We start from the raw sequence: 18827 nt of genomic DNA, 5'->3' as shown, positions 1-18827 counted from the left end.
GGCCATAATGATATATATTCGAGTGTAAGGCAAATTTATTTTAAAAAATGAACACCACAGCAAAGAAGAGACCCCATCCCGTTACCCCAAAAGAGGATATCAACCTGAGATTTATCTTGCCATTTTTACACAATTCAAAGAAAATATGAATTCTTTGAACCTAAAAGGAAATACAAACGCCTATGCAGGTTTGCAAATCCCATATATTTGACCACGGCATCAGGGGATTTAAATTGGGTTGGTCTCTGGCAGGCCCGCCTCTGATGACGGTTTATTGCTATATATTTGACCAGATCATGATCGACACGGGCCAGTCCCACATGGAACGGCAGGTGCTTGCCATTGCCCGGAAAAACCAGGTGAAACAAGTTTTTTTAACCCACCACCATGAAGACCATTCCGGCAATGGGGCCGTGATCCAAAAATATCTGGGAACCGAAGTCTTCGGCCATTCATTGACCCGGGAAAAATTGAAAAGACCCTATAAGATCCTGCCCTACCAGCGCTATGTCTGGGGCAGGACGACCCCCCTGGCTGTCACGCCTCTTCCTATATCCGAAAAAACAGGCCCCGGGGAAACAGATTCAATGGAATCGGATTCCATTGAAACATCTCTGGGCAAAATGATTGCCCTTCACACCCCGGGCCACGCCAGGGACCATGTTGTTTATTTTTTACCGGAAAAAGGGGTGGTATTTTCAGGCGATCTTTATTTGGGAGATCATATCCGCTATTTCAGAGCGGATGAAGATATGGGGGCCCAGACTTCTTCGTTGAAAAAGATATTGGCCCTTAATTTTGAAACCCTTCTTTGCAGTCACAATCCCCGGCAGACCCGGGGCCGGCAGCATATTCAAAATAAGCTTGATTTTTTGGAAAATTTATATGGCAATATTATTCTTCTCTGGAAAACCGGGAAGACCCCAAAAGAAATCTTCAGAGAATTAAAATTAAAAGAAGATTACTTTACCAAGTATTTTTGTTTTGGCAATGTCAGCATGCTCAATGGGGTGAGATCAGCCATACGACACCATGAAAAAAATTAATCCCTGCCAGCGCCCATGGTTTTTTCCTGCATTTTTTTACTAAATCGTTCCACATGATCCCTGATAATGTCTGCAGCGGCAGCGCTGTCATGGCGTTTCATTGCGGCAATCAATTTTTCAAAATCCTTAAGATTTTCCAGGGTTCTCGCGTGATTCATGGGAAGATAGGATGCATAATACTGGTGAATATTGTCGTGGATGCTTTTCTGGATAAACTGGAAGACCGGGTTTTGGGACATGATGCCAAGATAGGTGTGCATGGCTTCATCGGTTTTTAAAAAACTTTCCCAGTCACCCGCTTCAAAATGGGTCTGTGCTTCCTTAAAAAGCCGTTCCATCTCCTGAATGTTTTCAGGGATGGCTCTTTGGGTTGCCAGCTCCACAATGCTGCCTTCTATTTTAATTCGAAATTCAGCCAGATGCTCAAGGGAGATGCCGCCGGAACGAATTAAAAGGGCCAGGGACTGAATAATGGGGTCGGAATCTATCTTTTTTACAATGGCGCCGCCTGCCACGCCAAGCTTGATCTCAATGAGTCCCTTTTGTTCCAGCACCCTCAAGGCTTCCCTCAAGGTTCCCCGGCTGGTGTTGAACAGATCTTTAAGTTCCCGTTCCGCCGGAAGTTTTGTGCCGGGTTCAAGCTTTCCTGCTAAAATGGCATCTTGTATCTGTTCAACCACATCCTGGAAGACTCGGTTTTGCTTGGCGTGTTTAAACATGCAATATCCTGCTAATTGTTTATATGAAACTCCCACCGAAGGGGTTGCAATCACATGAGTTTCAGCGTTTGTTGAGGCCAGGAGCAAATACCATGCTCCGGCCATGCCGGTTATTTAAAGTGTTCGACTCCTGAAAAATCTCTGTAGAGCGTAAAGTGTTTTAAAACATCTAAATCCTCTTCTGTCAATTCCTGGGTCACAATTCTGGTTAATAATTCACCCAGGCCGGGGCCCAGCATATAGCCCTGGCCGCACATTCCAACGGCATTAATAAAATTAGGATATTTTTTTGTTGCCCCGACAATGGGAAACCCGTCGGGCGTCATGGGATATTGCCCCCGCCAGGTTCTTCTAACCTTGAGATTAGCAAGTTTGGGGAACAGGTTGACCATGCGCTTGGCCACCTGGGGAAGAAACGTGGAGGTGGACTCACTGTCAGTTCCCTTGATCAGGTGTTTGGGGGTCAGGCAGAAAATGACCTGGCCTTCATTGTTCTGGTAAAAATAATAATTGGTCGAGTCCTGGGTGGCGGGGTCCCGGGAGGGTCTTAAATCCACGATCATGGGACCAAAAAACCGCTGAACCGGTTCTGTGATTGCCCCTTCGTGACTATCAGGTTCCACGGGCAGGTCAAGATCCACCATCTGCCCAATCCTGCGGGCATAATTGCCGGCGGCATTGATGACCTTGGCAGCCCTATAGGTTCCCCTGTCCGTTGTGACCTTGACCTCTGTATCATTTTTAATGGAAATCTTTGTAACCTTTTCTTTAAACCGGTACCGGGCACCATATTCCAGGCTCTTAAAATAAAAGACATTGATGGACAGCAAAGGAGATGCACTGCCATCCTTGGGAGAATAGGTGCTTCCCACAAGGTTTACCCTGTTGATGCCCGGCACGAGCGCCTGGTATTCCTTTGGGCTGAGCCAATCAATCTCCAGGTTAAAGGCGGCTTGGATTTTCATCAGCTCCTGGAGCATTTTGGCATCTTTGTCCGTATAGGCAGGAAAAGAGTATCCGTTTTGCATCCAGCCGATATCATCCCCATGGGTCTCTTTCCAGGTGGAAAAGATTTCAATGCTTCTCAGGGAAGTGGCAATCTTTCCCTTGTCCGAGTGGGTGGCCCGGATCCCGCCAATGGCGCGTTTGTTCTGTCCCTGTCCCGGGGATGCCAGGGAATCAATAACCAGAACCTTTATTTTTTTTTGGGCCAGGGCCAAGGCCGTGGGAACCCCCACGGATCCGGCACCAATGATGATCACATCAAAATTTGTATCACCACTCGTATTAAAGGAATTCATGATTGACCTCCATCGGCAAATTTTCCCAGGGGAACTTCAATATACAGGGGACGCCGGACGTTTTTGACAATCTCTTCCTGGGCTATTTTTTCTGCCGTAAAGATTTGGCTCATAAGGTTCTCACAGGTTTTATACCCGCAGGGGCCCATGCCGGCCCGTGTGATGGCCTTTATCTGATTCATATCGGTTACCCCCTGCCTGACAAGATCCCGAATCTGGCCGGCGGTCACCCGTTCGCAAAGGCAAACCACTTCATCATCCTGGAGTTGGTCATGGGTGATTTCTTTGGTAACACATTCACAGACAGCCTTGTCCTGAATGGTAAAGGCCACCACTTGTTTGGCAATGGCGCTTGGCACCCTTACCCGGACAATCCAGGTCTTGTTGCTTTCCTTGGTGGGCCTAGCCCCAAGAACCGTGTGAAGACCTAAATCATTGCCGTCCACGTCCACACAGGCAATGGTGTCGCCTTTTTGTACGCAAATGTTGGAAATTTCATAGGGCAAAAACACAACGGGATTTTTTGCATCTTGCCGATAATCCACCAGGGTAATGGCAAGCCCGGGACAAATGGCCAGGCAGCGCATACAGCCTTTGCACTTTCCTTTAAACACGGGGCGGCCCTTGATGGGATCGCCGTCCATGGTGATGCACCCCTCCGGACAGACCGTGCTGCAGGGATTACAGGGAATCTCCTGTTTGCAGTGGATCACAGGGAAAATGCCTTCTTCTGTTGATGGTACCGCTATCGCCTGGACAGGGCCGGGAGGGGATTTTAGGATATCTGCCTTTTCATACCAGGAGGGGGGAATTTCCCGGGCATCCGGCTTGGCCTGACGAACAATTTCCATTCCGGCTATTTTCCCATTAAACATGGCCGAGGATGCCTCGGCAATCTGGGCGGCATCACCGGCAGAAAACACCTTGATTCCGGCCGCTTTTGCCTCTCCGGTAAATTCAGATACCGACTCAAGCCCCACGGCAATGAGAATGGTATCGCATTCAAAGGTTTTCTGGGTTCCTGGAATGGGGACAAAGTTTTGATCAATTTTTGTAATGGTCACCGAAGAGACAGATTCATTGCCATTGGCCGAAATGATGGAATGGGAGGTGTAAATGGGAACCCCCAGTCGTTTAAGTTTGTCTTCATGGACCTTGTATCCCCCGCATTGGGGAAGGGCTTCGGCAAGCCCCACCACCTGGATACCGGCCTGGAGGGCATGGTACCCGGCAATAATGCCCACATTGCCGCCGCCGATAATGAACAGTCGTTGGGTGGGTTTAACCAGATCTCTGTTGACAAGGGTTTGGAAGGCCCCGGCCCCGTAAACGCCTGCAAGGGAGTTGCCCTTGAATCGCAAAAATTTTTCCCGGGCCCCGGCGGCATTTAAAATGATGTTGGGGGTGACAATTTTATAGACCCCATCCTTTAGAATGCCCACCCGCTTGTCATGGAAAACGTAGATGGCCGTACTGTTTGTCCACACATCAATACAGGGACTTTCTTCAACTCGTTGGGCCAGCATCCGGCCAATATCCATGCCCCGCATGCCGGCAAAAGAATCCTCAACAGACCCGAAAAATTTATGGGTCTGCAAGACCAACTTGCCCCCTAGCTTATCCTTGTCATCCACCAAAATGGCGGAAATTCCATTTTCTTCCAATTGAAGGGCAGCTGAAAGCCCTGCAGGCCCTCCTCCGATGATGAGCACATCGGTTGTAAGCTGCTCAATATCCGATATCCGGGGCGTTTCCTCAACCTCGGGCAGCTTGGGAAGGCCTTCAACACTTTCAACGATCATGTTGGCCGTTACCTTTGTCATACAGGCTTTGACGGGAATTCCATTGGCAATAACCGTGCATTTGGCGCATTGGCCATTGGCACAAAAAATACCCTGGGCAGATCCGTCTTTAGGGTGGTGTCCAAATATTTTAATGTCGTTGGCAAACAGAGCCGAGGAGATCACCTCGCCTTTGGCGGCAGTAAGGGGGGTTTTATTCCAATAAAATAAAAGTGTTTCCCGTTCCGGAACCCTGATCACCGGGTGGGCTGTAATTCGATTCATACACTCTCCTGAGGTTAACAAACAGGCAGAAATTGTGCCGTTTTATTGCATTTGATAATGGTTAAACCATTACAAAGTGTTTGTCAATAAATTTCTCCGACGGTTGACCGACACGAAATTTTTCATACAAATCAAGGAAATAAATGCCATCAATCTTCTCGGGGGGCTTGGGATCATTAACGATCCCAATCATGCTAAATACCTGGGATTCAGCGACATCTATCCCGTGATTATCAAGGAGGTAAAAAGATTTCTCAATCCTGCATAAACAAGTGACACTCATTGCCGGGGTGGCGTTTTATGGGTGAGATTATAGTCCCCAATGTGAAATCCCAGGTACAAAAGTACATCACTTATGGAAACGGCCTTTTTTTTTATAGGGTCTGGAACTTTTCCCTTTAAATCCTTTAGATTTGGCTGTTACCACCTGTTTTTGTTTCTCTTTTTCCTGAGGATTTCGTTCAACAAATATTTCTTTTAAGGTAAAGGGATCCAGGCCCGTATAATACATGAGGGTAGAAAAGGTGGAAGGGGTGGGGGTAAAAATTTGAACCTGCTCCGGGTTGATATTCAATTTTTCCGAAGTAAATTTTTTTAACCGGGTCATATCCGCAAGGTCGCAGCCGGGGTGGGCCGCGATGAGATAATAGGTTAAAAATTGTTTTTTATCAGATTGCTTGGACAATTGGTCAAAGGCCTGCTTAAACGCCAGCAAATCGTCGATCCCCGGCTTGCCCATGAGGGAGAGCACCCCGTTTTCGGTGTGCTCAGGTGCCACCTTCATCTGTCCTGAGACATTGTCTTGGGTAAGTTTTGCAAGATAGGCATTCCCGTGATCCTTGTCATTTAAAATCAGATCGTACCGGACACCGGAGTTGATAAATACCTTTTTGACTCCCGGCAACCGTTCCAGTTTCTGGATCAGCCGGATCTGGGGGGAATGGTCCGGTTCAAGGCTTTTGCAGATTGTAGGAAAGAGACAGCGCTTGTCTGGACAGGCCCCTTTCTTTAATTTTTTCTTGCATTCATACCCATACATATTAGCCGTGGGTCCGCCCAGGTCAAATATATATCCCTTGAAATCCTTGTCCCGGGTAAAGCCTTCTGCTTCGGCCAGGATGGAGGCTTCGCTCCGAGACCGAACAGTCCTGCCCTGGTGGACCGTGATGGCACAAAAATTACATTCCCCATAACACCCATAATGGGTGGAGATGGAAAATTTAATGGTCTCAAGGGCTTTGACAGATCCCTTGTCTCGATGATAGGGATGGAGGTCCCGCTCAAAATCAAGGTTATGGATCTCGTCCAACTCTGCTGTGGTACTGTAGCGTTCGGGCGGGTTTAAGACCATGTACCGGTCATTGTGCCGCTGGCAAATCCCCTTTGCCGTGATGGGATCTGTGTTGGCATAAAAGAGCTTAAAGCTTTCAATATACTGGTACTTGTCCTTTTGCACCGCTTCAAAGGAAGGCAGTTCAATTCCCTTTTGTTCCTTTGAAATATACCCGATTCCTGGGATATCCCAGGGTTCTTGTTCGTTGTTTAAGGCGGCTGCCAGGTTCAGGATGCTGGCATGGGCCATGCCGTATACCAAAAAATCTGCCCGTGCATCGAAAAGGATGGAGCGCCGAATTTTGTTGGACCAGAAATCATAATGGGCAATTCGCCGCAAACTGGCCTCGATCCCGCCCAGAACAAGGGGAACCTTGGGGCTGCAAAATCGCCGAATCAGGTTTGCATAGGCAATAACCGCACGGTCCGGCCGGCAATTGTTGATGCCACCGGGGGTATAATCATCTCGTTGCCGTCTTTTTTTGGAGGCCGTATAATTGGCCACCATGGAATCCAAGGCCCCTGCTGTAATCCCCCAAAAAAGCCTGGGTTGACCCAACCGAGAAATATCCTCCGGCCCCTCCATATTCGGCTGGGCAATAATGCCCACACGATAGCCCTTGCTTTCAAGTACTTTCCCGATAAGGCTTACCCCCATGAAAGGAGAATCAATATAGGCATCTCCGGTGACCAGGATAATATCCAGTTGTTTTATCTTGCGGTCGTTCAACTCGTTTGGGGTGGTGGGAAGAAACATGGATGTAAAAGGCTCCAGAAGGGTTAGCTTAATTTTAATATAAAAATCAGTATACTAAATAAAGCAGGAAAATTCAATTACCCGGCTATTTACTTTCACCCGTTACCCATCGGGCCGGTCCTATTTTTTAAATTTTTCTAGGGCGCCATTAAAAGCCAGATGCCACCCACGGCAATAATGGCACCGGCAAAAGCACGGATGGATACATGTTCCTTGTGAAGGAAGATGGAAAAGGGAATTATACAGACCGGTGTCATGGACAAAAATGTAGACGCCACTCCCGTGGACAGGTAGTGCAGGGCCATGAGGGACAAGGATACCCCAAGAAAGGGGCCAATCAGTGCACCGGTTGCCGTAAAGACAAGGGCCCGGGTGTCCTTCACAGCCCTGACCACTCGGCGCCATTCCCGGGTCAGGGTAAAAAAAATAACAAAACAGACAAAGGCCGCCAGGGCACGAATCTCGGTTGCAGCAAAGGCATCCAAAAATCCTGTATCGGTTTGCATCCCGGCCTTGCTCAGGACATATCCAACGGCCTGACCCAGCATGGCGCCTATTCCGAACAATATCCCCTTAAGGGTAATAACCCGTTGGTGCCGCTGCTGGGAATGGTTCTCGGGTCGCTTTTTTTCAAAGATTACCAGGCCCACCCCTGACAGGGTCACCAGCATCCCGGCCCATTGATGGAGCACATAGGTTTCTGCAAGAAATGTCCACCCGATCAGAGCTGCCACCGGGGCAGAGAGACTGAAGATCAGCAACGCAATCCTGGGACCCAGCTCCACCAACGCCTTGAACAAACAAATATCTCCCAGAAAAAAACCGATGACACCCGAAAGGGAAAGAAATATCCAGGCCTCCAGAGGAAAGTCCAACGGGATCAAATATCCATTTTTAAAAAATAAATAAATTCCAAAAAGAACCAGGGCCGTTGTTATCCGGATGATATTGACCGGCGTGGATCCCACCCTTTTGGCAGCTGCCTCAAAAAACTGGACACTGACGGTCCAGCACAATACAGTGACAATGGCAATGAGTTCTCCGGTATAGGGCATGTTATTTTGTCCAATAAGAAACAATTCAGTAAAATAAAATAATATAGGTAAATGAGATGGAGAAAAATTACAATAAATAAAAAATTCACTTGTACAAAATTAGTTAGTATGCTAATCATTGCATAGCTAATTAAATATGGAGAATAACACATGCCAAGTTTCAGCCCATTTGAAAGTCTCGGTTTTCACTGCAATCTAACCTTTAAGTCATTTGCTAAGGCCCTGGAAAAAAAATTGTCCGGTAAAGAAGTAAGTCGGGTCCAGTTCATAGCCCTGGCCCACCTCATCGCTCTGGGTACAATGCCCCAGAAAGAACTTGCCGAATTGCTGACCATTACCCCCGCCTCCACTGTCAGGCTGGTGGATCGGTTGGTCCGGGACGGATGGGTTGAGCGCATTGCCGACCCTGATGACCGTCGAATCAAACTTATTTGCCCTACTCCAAAGGCTGTGAACACCTGGGAAAATATGTCTGATTATGCTCAACAAATTACTGCCAAGGCCTATGCCGGTCTGTCTGATGCCCAAATCAATACGGTTAAGGCCGTGTTGCAAAAAGTTCGTGAAAATTTGAAATCAAATTAGCATAAAATTTCTCCCAGGGAGTAGAAAATGAAAAAAATAATGATGATTCTGATGGTGACAGCCTTGGTTGCCGGGGGAATATTTCTGGTCCGGCAAAAAAAGCTGAGTATTGCCCAAGCCAGCGTACAAAAAGCCCAGGCCACAATGGTTCGCGTATCTATGGCCCGCAAGGGCAACCTTTCGGTTACCCGAAGTTATCTGGCCCGTGTGGAGCCCTGGCGATCTGCAACCGTCGGTGTACAGATCACTTCACGGATAATGAAGATTTTGGTTCAGGCAGGAGATCTTGTGTCCAAGGGTCAGGTTCTGGCTATCCTGGACGGGGCTGAGCTGCTATCCCATGTCAGGGGGATTGAGGCTGAGGTTTTACAAAGCAAACTGCAGGCTGCAGCTTCAGCTGCAACGGTGGCAGCCCTGAAAAAAAACCTTCTTTTCCGTGAACGGGAAGCTGAGCGGGATGAATTTTTGGCCCAGGAAGGTGCCATTGCCCAGGTGATAGCAGAAACCTCTTTGGATCAACTCAATGAGACCCGGGGACGTTTGAATGCCATGGGCAAAACCCTGCGGGCGGCTAAAGAACTGATTAAGGTCAGGGAACGGCAGCTGGAACAGGCCCGGACCAGGATGACCTACACAAGAATAACAGCCCCTTTTGAAGGGGTTATTTCCCAGCGTTTGGCCGATCCCGGGGACATGGCCGGGTCAAACCAGGCCCTGGTGAAAATAGAGGATCACACCCGGTTCAAAATCTGTTTTGATATTCCACAGTCTGAAGTATCGTCGATCAAACCCGGGATGGACATTGTGACAAAATCAGATCCAAATATGGATCTGTCTATTTCCCGGGTCCATCCTTCCTTGAATCAAGACAGAACCCTGACCGTGGAGTGCGACACTGATGGAAATCCGAGACTCTGGGCCGGAAGCACTTTACGGGTGGCCGTTGTACTCAAGACATTTAAGGATCAGATTCTGGTATCTGAAAACAGTCTGGTGCCCCTCCCGGACGGTGGACATGCCGTATTCATAGTTGAAAACCATCTTACAAAAGCCGTGCCTGTTACTGTTTTTGTAAGGGATAACGGATGGGTTGCAGTTAACGGGGTGGAACCGGGCACCCAGGTGATAGAAAATACCTATCTGGGGTGGAATCGCCTGGCTGCCGGCCAATTGGTTGAGGTGCTGCCATGAGCCTACCTCAATTATCTCTGAAGTATCCCTACCTTGTCCTGGCCCTTGTTCTGATTCTAGTGGTCATGGGTACCCTGGCCTATGTGATAGTCCCAACGGATCTCTTTCCTGAAACCGTGCCGCCCCAGGTGGCTATTATCACCGTTGCGCCTGGTGTTTCGGCCAAGGATATCGCAGATAAGGTCACCCGAAATATTGAAAAAGAACTGGGAAGTCTGGCCGGATTGAAGCGCATCTCATCGGTTTCCCGGGATGAGGTATCGGCCATCACTGCGGAATTTTTATTCAGCAAACCCATGGGAGAAGCTGTCATTGATGTACAAAATGCGGTGGCCCGGGTCAAGGGAATCCTGCCCTCGGATATCCGGGAACCTTTGCTGTACCGAATCACCGACGCCACCCGGCCCTTGGTAACATTGGCCCTAAGTCCCGGGCCGAACAGCCTTAAAACCCTGTCCGACATCAGGCTTTTGGCAAAAAACGATCTCAGGGACGAAATTATGGCCGTCCCCGGCGTTGGGGATGTCCAGGTATTTGGCGGGCACACACCTGAAATTGAAATTCGGGTGGACCGTGACGCCCTGAGCCGGCACAATATGAACATTGCCGATGTTATTTCCGGGCTGGCCCGGCAGAATGTGGCCGCCCCCGGCGGCATCGTTTACGGGGCCCGGCAGGAATACCTGCTCAAAGTTTCCGGAGAGTTATCCGGATTACAGGCCCTTAAAGAAATGCCCCTTGCTGTTGATTCCGGCAGCCAGATCCTTTTAAGGGATGTGGCACAGGTCCGGGCCGGCGAATCAGACCCGAGAAGCCGTTACCACGGGAATTCAAAAGAAGCCGTGGCCCTTAACGTGCTGCGGCCGGAAAAGGGACATACCATCAAAACCCTTGCCGCATTGAAACGAGCCCTTCCCGGCATCAAAGCCGATTACCCGGATATCTTGTTTGAGATTACCGATGACCAGCAACCCCTCATAGACCTCAATGTCCGGGGCATGCGTTCTTCCCTGTGGCAGGCCATGTTCCTGACCATTCTTCTCATCTTTGTTTTTCTGGCAGATCTGAGGGCAGCGGCCGTTGTCGGTGCGGCCATACCACTTTCTTTCCTGGCAGCTCTCATCGTTCTCTGGATAAGTCCCTACACCTTAAACATGGTCACTTTGTCCGGATTAATCGTGGCCGTAGGAATGGTTGTGGATGCCTCCGTGGTGGTTCTGGAAAATATCCACCGCCATCATAAACAAAATAATTACACAGATGCCGTAAAGGCTGCATTAACCGGTGCCGGCCAGGTAGCTATGCCCATCACCGCAGGCATGCTGACCACGGTGGCAGTCCTGGTACCGGTAATTTTCACAACAGGATATACCGGACGGACCATGCGTCCTTTAAATATCACCATTGTTTCGACACTGGTGGCCTCCCTTATCGTTTCTCTCACTGTAATTCCCATACTGGCTGCCCGATTTTTCAAGGGACCGGACAAGGTTTCAAATCGGGTCCGTTATCTGCTTAGCCCTGTTCAAAAGGGAGTGAATTTTTTGACCACTGGCTACGAAAGGCTGGTCACACTGGCCCTTAAGTATCGGTGGGTAACCGCGATTATTCTTCTGGTTTTCATGATCTTCAGTCTCCGGGTGGTGAAACCGTTACTAGGCGGGGAACAAATGCCGCCAATGGATACCGGGATTGTCACCATTCAATTTGACACAGACTCCTCAGCCAGGCCCGAAGAGGTGAACGCAACGCTTTCGCAGATTGAAGCCATCTTGAACCAGCATCCTGCCGTATTGACCATCTCCTCGGTGGTGGGGTCTGAACCCGGAGCCGTCAGTTTCGGCGGCGGGAAGGCAACGTCTCAGTCGGCAAATATTACGGTCCGGCTGACCCCGAGAACCCAACGGATTGAAACCATTTGGGAAATTGAGGCACAATGGCGGGAACAGCTGAGCAAATTGACCGGGCTGCGGACTTTTCGGGTCTCGGAATACGGTGCCACACCCGTCTCCACCACAAAGGCACCCTTTAATGCCATTCTTTCCGGGCCTGATCCCGTTGTATTAAACAATCTGGCTGACAAGGCCATGGATTTGCTCGATGGAACCCCGGGACTCATGGATTTGCGTCGATCCTGGTATCTTGATAAAATTGAACAAAAAATAATCGTCGATCCGCATTTAGCCGTATATTACGGAACTTCTCCTGCTGAAGTAGCCAGCTTTTTGCGCATGGCAGTGCAGGGGATTGTGGCCACCACCATGCGCCTGGACGGATTCTACGATCTCCCGGTTCGGGTTCGATACCGGTCGGATCAAGTTGACGATCTCGGACGATTGGAAGAACTCTCCGTGCCCACCCGGTCAGGTCCGGTCCGACTGGGAAACATGGCAAAAATTATCACCCTTCGAACCCAACCCTTCATAACCCGGGAAAATCAACGAACCACCATGGATATTACGGCGGGAAATTACGGGTTGACCATTGCCCAGGCCACAGCTGCAGCAAAAAAACGTCTGGCTTCCTTGTCGCTTCCCAAGGGGTATACACTGGACATTGCAGGGACTGCCAAGGATATGCAGGAAACCCAGGTCAGCCTTGGAAATGCCCTGGTGGTGGGCTTGGCACTGCTGTTTATTTTGCTGATGGCCATGTTCAAATCCCTGGCCCATCCAATAACCATACTCCTCTCCATCCCCCTGGCTGCGGCAGGCGGCATATGGGGTCTTCTTTTATTTGACAAACCGTTTTGCATGCCTGCCCTGATGGGATTCATTCTTCTGGGGGGAACCATTGTAAACAACGCCATCCTGATGCTTGATTTCATCATAGAAGCCCGGAAAGAAGGCCTGGGGAAAGATGAGGCCATTTTGCAGTCTGTCCGGTTGCGGTTGCGGCCTATCCTGATCACGGCTGTTTCCACAATGGTGGGATTTTCCCCACTAATTTTTGAGACCGCCGTGGGCCTGGAGCGAATGAGTCCCTTAGGAATAGCTGCCGCCTCTGGGCTTCTGGTCGGCACAATTGTGACATTGGTGGCTGTGCCGGTTATCTACTCACTGTTGGATTCCCTGAAAATCTGGCTGGCCCAAATCTGGAACAGGCAAAAGATAGCCTCAGGCACCAGCGCCCTTTTGCTTATTTTCGCTGTGTTCTGTGCGCCTGCCAAAGTGCAGGCTACAATTTTTTCAGATTCCTTATCCCTGGATGAAGCGGTTCATATTGCACTGGAACATAATCCAGAACTTGAAACCGCACGGGCCGAAATCGATTTGCTTCAAGGAGGGGTGATGCAAACCGAGGCTGCCGGAGGAATTCACATGAATCTGATAGGACAGACAGGGTGGTCGGAAAACAAGCATGCCCAGGTTTTAGGGTTAAGTTCAATGGAACAAGGATTTGCCAATGTACGGTACCAGGGAACACTTTCGGCGAGCTGGCTGTTAACTGATTTTGGGAAAACCAAGGCCCGGTTACGGTCTGCATTGACCCTGCACGAGGCAGGCCTCGCCCTGGAACACAGGAAACAGCAGGAAATCGTATTTGCGGTTTCATTGCAATTTCTTAAAACCATGACCATCCGAGATCTGTTGGAGGCAACCTGTGGCACCCGGGACAGTCTGCAGGCATTTGCCCAGTCAATCCGTTCACAGATTGCAAAGGGACGGGCACCGGAGGTGGATGCTTTGAAAATCAATATCCGGCTTGCTGAAGTGGAAAGTCAATTGGCAGAGTTAGAAAGAAATTTACAGGTTTCACGGTCGGCCCTGGCAAGATTGATGGGAGTCGAGGAGGAATTACCTGCCCTTGCCGCCTCACCCATGGCCGACATTGAGGCTCCAGAGCCCGAGACTCCGAAACCCGAAGCCCCGGGTATTCCAGACATGAAAAATCGTCTGGACATAAAGGCCCAGGAGTTGGTGGTCCAAGCTGGCCAAGAAAAAATTTTAGCCGCTGAACGGGAGTTTTTGCCCAGGGTGGAATTGTTCGCCAATGCCGGCCTTTACGGCGCAACAAACCCTGAAACAGGAACCGGAGAGGTGGATGATGATCCGTGGAAAAACGATGTTTCCGGTGGAATTCGAATCACCCTGCCGCTGCTGGATAATGGTCTGCGTACGAGTAACCTTGCCATATCCCGGGCCGAATTTGAAAAAAACCGGGCCGTGCTGCGGTCCAAACGGTTAGCCGCAAGACAAGAAATCATCGTTGCCCGGGCCAGTGTCACTAGCGCCCGTGTAAAAATAAACCTCACTCAAAAAACGATTACCCATGCCCGAAAGGTTGTTCAAATTGAACAACTCAAATACCGGATTGGACGGGGAACAAGCGCCGAAGTCCTGGAGGCTGAAACCGCTTTGCTAAATGCCAAAAGTCTTTTCAGGCAGGCCAATCGGGAACTTTCCATCGCCCTCCTGGCGGAGCGCCTTGCCCTGGGGGAAAAAACTTAAACTTCTGAATGATGCATCCAGTCCCACAAAAACTCTATTTTTCCACACATTTTCATCACAATAAACCTTTAATTGTTCCCTATGCTATTGTAGAATGAAATGGATTTTTACTTTCTGTTAGAGACTATTTTCAAATTAAAAAAATATAAAGGAGGCAGGTCATGGTTGGAAGCATTGGAAGTACAAACAATCTTATCAGTATGATTTCGACAAATTACCAGCAGAGCCAGGCAGGTTCAACCGCGTCACAAGGAGTTGGCGCCCCGCCACCGCCTCCACCGCCGGAAAATTCAGACGATCAGTCAGTGGATCCCCTTGGCGTTTTTTCCACGGTGGATTCAGATTCAGACAGTTCCATATCCGAAGATGAATACAATACCTTAACAGAAGGTATACTGGAAGTGACCGGCAGCCAATTAACCAGCAGTTTTGTTGACTTTGATACAGATGGAGATGGTCAGTTGAACGGTTCTGAGCTGAAATCTGTTCTTGATGAAGCCGGATTTGCCCCTCCCCCACCTCCCCAGCAGGTAGTGGACGCCTATGAAGCACAGAGTGGAGGAGATTCCACCTACCAGGTTGAAGGTGAAGATATGATGGCACAACTTTTAGAATACCTGGAAACGCGGTCAAGCGATTTTGATATAACCGCTTAAAAAATCAGCATAACTCTAACCGGATCACTTGTAACAAGGATCCGGTTAGACAAGAGCAGGGACAATTCCTAGGATAAAACCATCTTGTACCCGAACCCATAGGCAGATTGTATAACCTTCTTCCCTGGAAGATGAACAGCGATTTTTTTCCTTAAATTTTTGATGTGAAAATCTATGGTACGTTCATACCCATCAAAATTGTATCCCTGGACATTTTCAATCAATTGCGCCCTGGAAAAAACCCGGTTGGGGCTCCCTATTAGAAGAGAAAGTATCTCAAATTCACTGGGTGTCAGGTTCAACTCATTTCCCTTCACCACTGCGATGTGGGATGTTTTGTTTAATTGGATGGGACCGGCGGATAACACCTCATCATTTGAAGTGTTATGGAGGGTTCTGCGAAGCACGGCATTTACCCTGACAACCACTTCCCTGGGGCTGAAGGGTTTACATATATAATCATCGGCACCCAGTTCAAATCCTATAATCCGGTCAACTTCCTCCACCCTTGCCGTTATCATTATAATGGGAACCTCTGAAAATTTCCTGACTTCCCTGCAGATTGTTTTCCCGTCCACATAAGGAATCATGATATCCAGAAGGATCATGGAAGGGGTTTCTTTTTTGACAAAATCAACCACTTTATCACCACGATCCAGCAAAGAGACCTGATACCCCTCCCGGATAAGATAATCTCTCAGGATCTGGGCAATCTCCGGTTCATCTTCGACAATCAGCAAATGTTCATTGGACATAATTCATCCTTAAATTAATTTTCATGTAAAGGGAGTTCAATTTTTATCTTTAAGCCGCCTAAAGGGGAGGGAAATGCCTCAATGGTTCCCCTATGATGGATGATGATCTGTTTGGCAATGCTTAATCCAAGGCCGCTTCCTCCCGTGGCCCGGTTTCTGGACTGCTCCACCCGGTAAAGACGATCAAAAATATATTGCAAGGAATTGTCCGGTACCCCAGGTGTTGAATCTTCAACATAAAGTGTCAGCCGGTTTCCTTTTATGGTATGGCTAATTTTTAATGTGCCCGGCGAATCCGTATATCGAAGTGAATTTTCAATCAGATTGCTGAAGACACGGCTTAAAAGCCTCGTATCCCCTTTAATGTCCAGCCGGTTTTCTTTTTCCCAGTCTGTTTGAATCTTTAACTGCTGCTGCTCAAGACGGATAAGAAAGTTATCAAGACATCGGGTGATGAGTTCAAAAATGTTGACAGGTTTCAGGTTAACAGACAGATTTTTTGAATCGGCCAATGAAATCAGGTGCAAATCATTAACCAGGTTTCCCAATCCCAAAATATCCCCATGTAAAGAATCCAAAAGGGCCGGTGTCATCACACGAATCCCATCCTGGAGCGCTTCTACCTTGCTTCTGATGACTGCAACCGGCGTCCGTAATTCATGGGAGATATCTGAAATCCAATTTTTTCTCAACGTCTCATACTGCTTAAGCGTTTGTGCCATGAGATTAAAATCATTGGCGAGCCCTCCAAGTTCATCGGTTGAACGAACCATTATCTTTGTATTAAAATCAAAATTTCGCATGGCTTTTGTGCCCTCGACAAGGTCCCGGATAGGCGCCAAAAGATGCCTTGACATGATATAGGAAAGAAAAATGGCCAGGATAAAGATGCCCGCGCCTATGGTATAAAAGGAATTGGTTTGCCTTTCAAGAAACTCAAGCTCAAGGGGCTTATTCATTTCAGACCGGTTTTTCAATCCCAGCCACCCAATGGTCTGATGTGTGGTCTGGGTGGAAAGAACAATGGGCTGGTAGGTAAATTTATCATGGGACTTATAATCATCGCCTGCCACATATTGCTTGTCTGCGTCAAAGAGGCACAGGCGGCTGTTAAGCGTATCAGGATTCATGGGTTTGGGACCGTTCGAAAATGAGGGACCGGGCAATCGATTCAAAGGGGGCGGTTCATTTTTTCTTAGCGGATGATCAAACATAGGGGGGTGATTAAGATCCGGCCCCATGTGGCTGGGGCGTAACTGAAATAAAAGATCTCTCCAGGCAGTGTTGTTGTGACGAAAATCATCCCACCCATTATTTTGCTGATAATTTTGTTTTAGCGACCCCACTATTTTTGTCAGTTTATCAAACTCTGTATTGTTCACAAAATTCATAAAATTATTCCGGATGTTAATTTTGGCAACACCGACAACCAGAAACAAAATTAAAAAAGAAGTAATGATAAATGCGATAAAAAATTTATACTTGAGTTTCATCTATTAATTTTTTCCCCTGGCATTCATAATTGGCGTTATTCAATGAATAATCAACATCATTTTATAGGACCGTATCCTCACTTACCTCTATATTATTAAACAAAAACAAAACAGGTTCAAGCTTTCCCGTGCATTCCTCTATTTTTCCACATATTTTGATCTTCTGGTTCACATAATCAGAGGGTACTATATCTCTAAATTAGGAACAACCTAAAGAGGAACCGTAACATGTATATGATTCAGGATATAAAAAAGCTCGGCCCAATGATGCAAGAAATAAAAGGATTTATCCTATTGACGGCAATTTTGATGATTCTGCTGGTTTTGGCCATGGTCATTACCTCTTCCTTGATGAATGCAATTGGAATGTATCTTCTCTTTTGAAGTACCCACGAGAGCAGGGACATCAGAACAGTTTTTTCAGCAATTGGACACAGACAATGACGGACAGATTTCCAGGGAGAACTTCCCCGAGGCACCAGGAAAGGAAAATGAAAAAAATGAAAAAAACAGATGAAATGTGGACTGGATTCGAAAGACGCCGATTTAGTTATACGGCGTATTCACCGGAAAGACGGGGAGGTGCAAATGGACACAAAAATGAACCACAATGCGTTATCAAGAGAATTAGCGAAACTACTTTAAAAAAATATGTTGACAGCCTTTTGGAAGAAGCGAAAAAAAAGGAGATAACGGCGTCGGAAGTTTTATCTAAGCTACCGGCATCGGTATGGCTGCCCTTTCAGTGAATAGTACACTAATTCATCCAATAGTTCTATGGGTTCATCCTCAGCTTTAGCACCGATTAGGCGGATTATTTCAGAGGCTATTTGATTATTGAAAGGAACCTTATAAAAATTAAAAATTGATTGACATAAGTCCTCTTTGTTTTCAAAGGACCAAGTAGCATTGAAGATTTCGAAATCATGAATTATTAAACCACTATCTTTGATCGTTTTCTGCGCATTTATTAACGCCTGATTCTCGCTGCTAACCAATGAAAATGCTCGTTGGATTTCTCCTTTGATCGTCGGTTCAATAATTATTATTTCACCTTCTGCTTTCAGTATTCTGATCGCTTCAGCAATAGCAGGTTCACTTTTTTGATGATGAAGGGATAGCGTAAAGATAACAAGATCAAAAGAAGCGTCTGAGAAAGAGAGGTTTTCACCAGAAGCTATTTGGAATGTCACTCCCGGTATATTATCTTTAGCTTCTCTGATTTTTTTAAAATCAGGTTCTACAGCTATTAATTTTTTGGGTTTGTTAGCTAAAAAAGAGGTTATGCGACCGTTTCCACATCCAACTTCAAGTACAATTTTATTGCTAAGACAGGTGAACTGTAAAATTTTATCTGCAATGATTTTGCCACTATTATCTTTCATTTCATCCCTTAAAAAAATGCCGGTGATATTAATTC

Annotated in this window: 15 protein-coding genes; 7 read left to right on the top strand and 8 right to left on the bottom strand. The window is 47.5% G+C overall.

Annotated elements, in window-relative coordinates:
• Positions 1–182: 182 nt before the first annotated feature.
• Entirely contained in the window at positions 183–1046 is an 864-nt protein-coding gene (locus ACZ45G_RS30950; RefSeq protein ID WP_464174502.1) for an MBL fold metallo-hydrolase, read from the top strand.
• Here the strand turns inward: ACZ45G_RS30950 and ACZ45G_RS30945 are convergent.
• The 5 genes from ACZ45G_RS30945 to ACZ45G_RS30925 form a co-directional block, all read right to left on the bottom strand.
• Positions 1043–1765, bottom strand: a complete 723-nt coding sequence (locus ACZ45G_RS30945; protein WP_464174501.1) for a FadR/GntR family transcriptional regulator — start codon at positions 1763–1765, stop codon at positions 1043–1045. The genes ACZ45G_RS30950 and ACZ45G_RS30945 overlap by 4 nt on opposite strands.
• A 110-nt stretch (positions 1766–1875) precedes the next feature.
• A complete protein-coding gene (locus ACZ45G_RS30940; RefSeq protein ID WP_464174500.1) occupies positions 1876–3066 on the bottom strand; it encodes an NAD(P)/FAD-dependent oxidoreductase in 1191 nt (396 codons plus the stop codon).
• Positions 3063–5132, bottom strand: a complete 2070-nt coding sequence (locus ACZ45G_RS30935; RefSeq protein ID WP_464174499.1) for an FAD-dependent oxidoreductase — start codon at positions 5130–5132, stop codon at positions 3063–3065. The genes ACZ45G_RS30940 and ACZ45G_RS30935 overlap by 4 nt, the downstream gene beginning before the upstream one ends.
• A 349-nt stretch (positions 5133–5481) precedes the next feature.
• Positions 5482–7221 carry a YgiQ family radical SAM protein gene (locus ACZ45G_RS30930; protein WP_464174497.1) on the bottom strand — a complete coding sequence of 580 codons (1740 nt, stop codon included), beginning with the start codon at positions 7219–7221 and terminating at the stop codon, positions 5482–5484.
• 137 nt (positions 7222–7358) lie between these two features.
• A complete protein-coding gene (locus tag ACZ45G_RS30925; RefSeq protein WP_464174496.1) occupies positions 7359–8276 on the bottom strand; it encodes a DMT family transporter in 918 nt (305 codons plus the stop codon).
• 150 nt (positions 8277–8426) lie between these two features.
• Between ACZ45G_RS30925 and ACZ45G_RS30920 the strand changes: the two genes are divergently transcribed.
• The 4 genes from ACZ45G_RS30920 (at position 8427) to ACZ45G_RS30905 (ending at position 15159) form a co-directional block, all read left to right on the top strand.
• On the top strand, positions 8427–8861 hold the full coding sequence (locus ACZ45G_RS30920) for a MarR family winged helix-turn-helix transcriptional regulator (RefSeq protein WP_464174495.1): 435 nt from the start codon (positions 8427–8429) through the stop codon (positions 8859–8861).
• A gap of 27 nt (positions 8862–8888) precedes the next feature.
• A complete protein-coding gene (locus tag ACZ45G_RS30915; RefSeq protein WP_464174494.1) occupies positions 8889–10052 on the top strand; it encodes an efflux RND transporter periplasmic adaptor subunit in 1164 nt (387 codons plus the stop codon).
• A complete protein-coding gene (locus ACZ45G_RS30910; RefSeq protein WP_464174492.1) occupies positions 10049–14503 on the top strand; it encodes an efflux RND transporter permease subunit in 4455 nt (1484 codons plus the stop codon). Before ACZ45G_RS30915 ends, ACZ45G_RS30910 begins: the two co-directional genes overlap by 4 nt.
• Positions 14504–14664: 161 nt before the next feature.
• Entirely contained in the window at positions 14665–15159 is a 495-nt protein-coding gene (locus ACZ45G_RS30905; protein WP_464174491.1) for an EF-hand domain-containing protein, read from the top strand.
• 68 nt (positions 15160–15227) lie between these two features.
• Here the strand turns inward: ACZ45G_RS30905 and ACZ45G_RS30900 are convergent, their stop codons facing one another.
• Both ACZ45G_RS30900 and ACZ45G_RS30895 read right to left on the bottom strand, forming a co-directional pair.
• A complete protein-coding gene (locus ACZ45G_RS30900) occupies positions 15228–15914 on the bottom strand; it encodes a response regulator (protein ID WP_464174490.1) in 687 nt (228 codons plus the stop codon).
• Between the two features lie 14 nt (positions 15915–15928).
• The gene (locus tag ACZ45G_RS30895; protein ID WP_464174488.1) at positions 15929–17407 is read right to left on the bottom strand and encodes an ATP-binding protein; all 1479 of its coding nucleotides are present in this window, start codon (positions 17405–17407) and stop codon (positions 15929–15931) included.
• A 228-nt stretch (positions 17408–17635) separates the two neighbouring features.
• Here ACZ45G_RS30895 and ACZ45G_RS30890 point away from each other — a divergent pair, with 228 nt between their 5' ends.
• Entirely contained in the window at positions 17636–17791 is a 156-nt protein-coding gene (locus tag ACZ45G_RS30890) for a hypothetical protein (RefSeq protein WP_464174487.1), read from the top strand.
• A gap of 107 nt (positions 17792–17898) precedes the next feature.
• The gene (locus ACZ45G_RS30885; protein ID WP_464174486.1) at positions 17899–18156 is read left to right on the top strand and encodes a hypothetical protein; all 258 of its coding nucleotides are present in this window, start codon (positions 17899–17901) and stop codon (positions 18154–18156) included.
• On the opposite strand, the gene ACZ45G_RS30880 is transcribed toward ACZ45G_RS30885, so the two are convergent.
• Entirely contained in the window at positions 18124–18810 is a 687-nt protein-coding gene (locus tag ACZ45G_RS30880; protein ID WP_464180059.1) for a class I SAM-dependent methyltransferase, read from the bottom strand. The genes ACZ45G_RS30885 and ACZ45G_RS30880 overlap by 33 nt on opposite strands.
• Positions 18811–18827 lie beyond the last annotated feature (17 nt).

It is taken from the genome of Desulfoconvexum algidum, assembly GCF_055382125.1.
The sequence above is the reverse complement of the archived record's forward strand: the minus strand, read 5'-3'. Positions and strand labels throughout refer to the sequence as shown.

Bases quoted from the DNA above. Each gene is read 5' to 3' on its own strand.
- ACZ45G_RS30885 (WP_464174486.1), top strand. From the start codon at position 17,899: ATGAAAAAAATGAAAAAAACAGATGAAATGTGGACTGGATTCGAAAGA.
- ACZ45G_RS30930 (WP_464174497.1), bottom strand. From the start codon at position 7,221: ATGTTTCTTCCCACCACCCCAAACGAGTTGAACGACCGCAAGATAAAA.
- ACZ45G_RS30940 (WP_464174500.1), bottom strand. From the start codon at position 3,066: ATGAATTCCTTTAATACGAGTGGTGATACAAATTTTGATGTGATCATC.
- ACZ45G_RS30905 (WP_464174491.1), top strand. From the start codon at position 14,665: ATGGTTGGAAGCATTGGAAGTACAAACAATCTTATCAGTATGATTTCG.
- ACZ45G_RS30900 (WP_464174490.1), bottom strand. From the start codon at position 15,914: ATGTCCAATGAACATTTGCTGATTGTCGAAGATGAACCGGAGATTGCC.
- ACZ45G_RS30910 (WP_464174492.1), top strand. From the start codon at position 10,049: ATGAGCCTACCTCAATTATCTCTGAAGTATCCCTACCTTGTCCTGGCC.
- ACZ45G_RS30935 (WP_464174499.1), bottom strand. From the start codon at position 5,132: ATGAATCGAATTACAGCCCACCCGGTGATCAGGGTTCCGGAACGGGAA.
- ACZ45G_RS30925 (WP_464174496.1), bottom strand. From the start codon at position 8,276: ATGCCCTATACCGGAGAACTCATTGCCATTGTCACTGTATTGTGCTGG.
- ACZ45G_RS30920 (WP_464174495.1), top strand. From the start codon at position 8,427: ATGCCAAGTTTCAGCCCATTTGAAAGTCTCGGTTTTCACTGCAATCTA.
- ACZ45G_RS30950 (WP_464174502.1), top strand. From the start codon at position 183: ATGCAGGTTTGCAAATCCCATATATTTGACCACGGCATCAGGGGATTT.
- ACZ45G_RS30945 (WP_464174501.1), bottom strand. From the start codon at position 1,765: ATGTTTAAACACGCCAAGCAAAACCGAGTCTTCCAGGATGTGGTTGAA.
- ACZ45G_RS30890 (WP_464174487.1), top strand. From the start codon at position 17,636: ATGTATATGATTCAGGATATAAAAAAGCTCGGCCCAATGATGCAAGAA.
- ACZ45G_RS30915 (WP_464174494.1), top strand. From the start codon at position 8,889: ATGAAAAAAATAATGATGATTCTGATGGTGACAGCCTTGGTTGCCGGG.
- ACZ45G_RS30895 (WP_464174488.1), bottom strand. From the start codon at position 17,407: ATGAAACTCAAGTATAAATTTTTTATCGCATTTATCATTACTTCTTTT.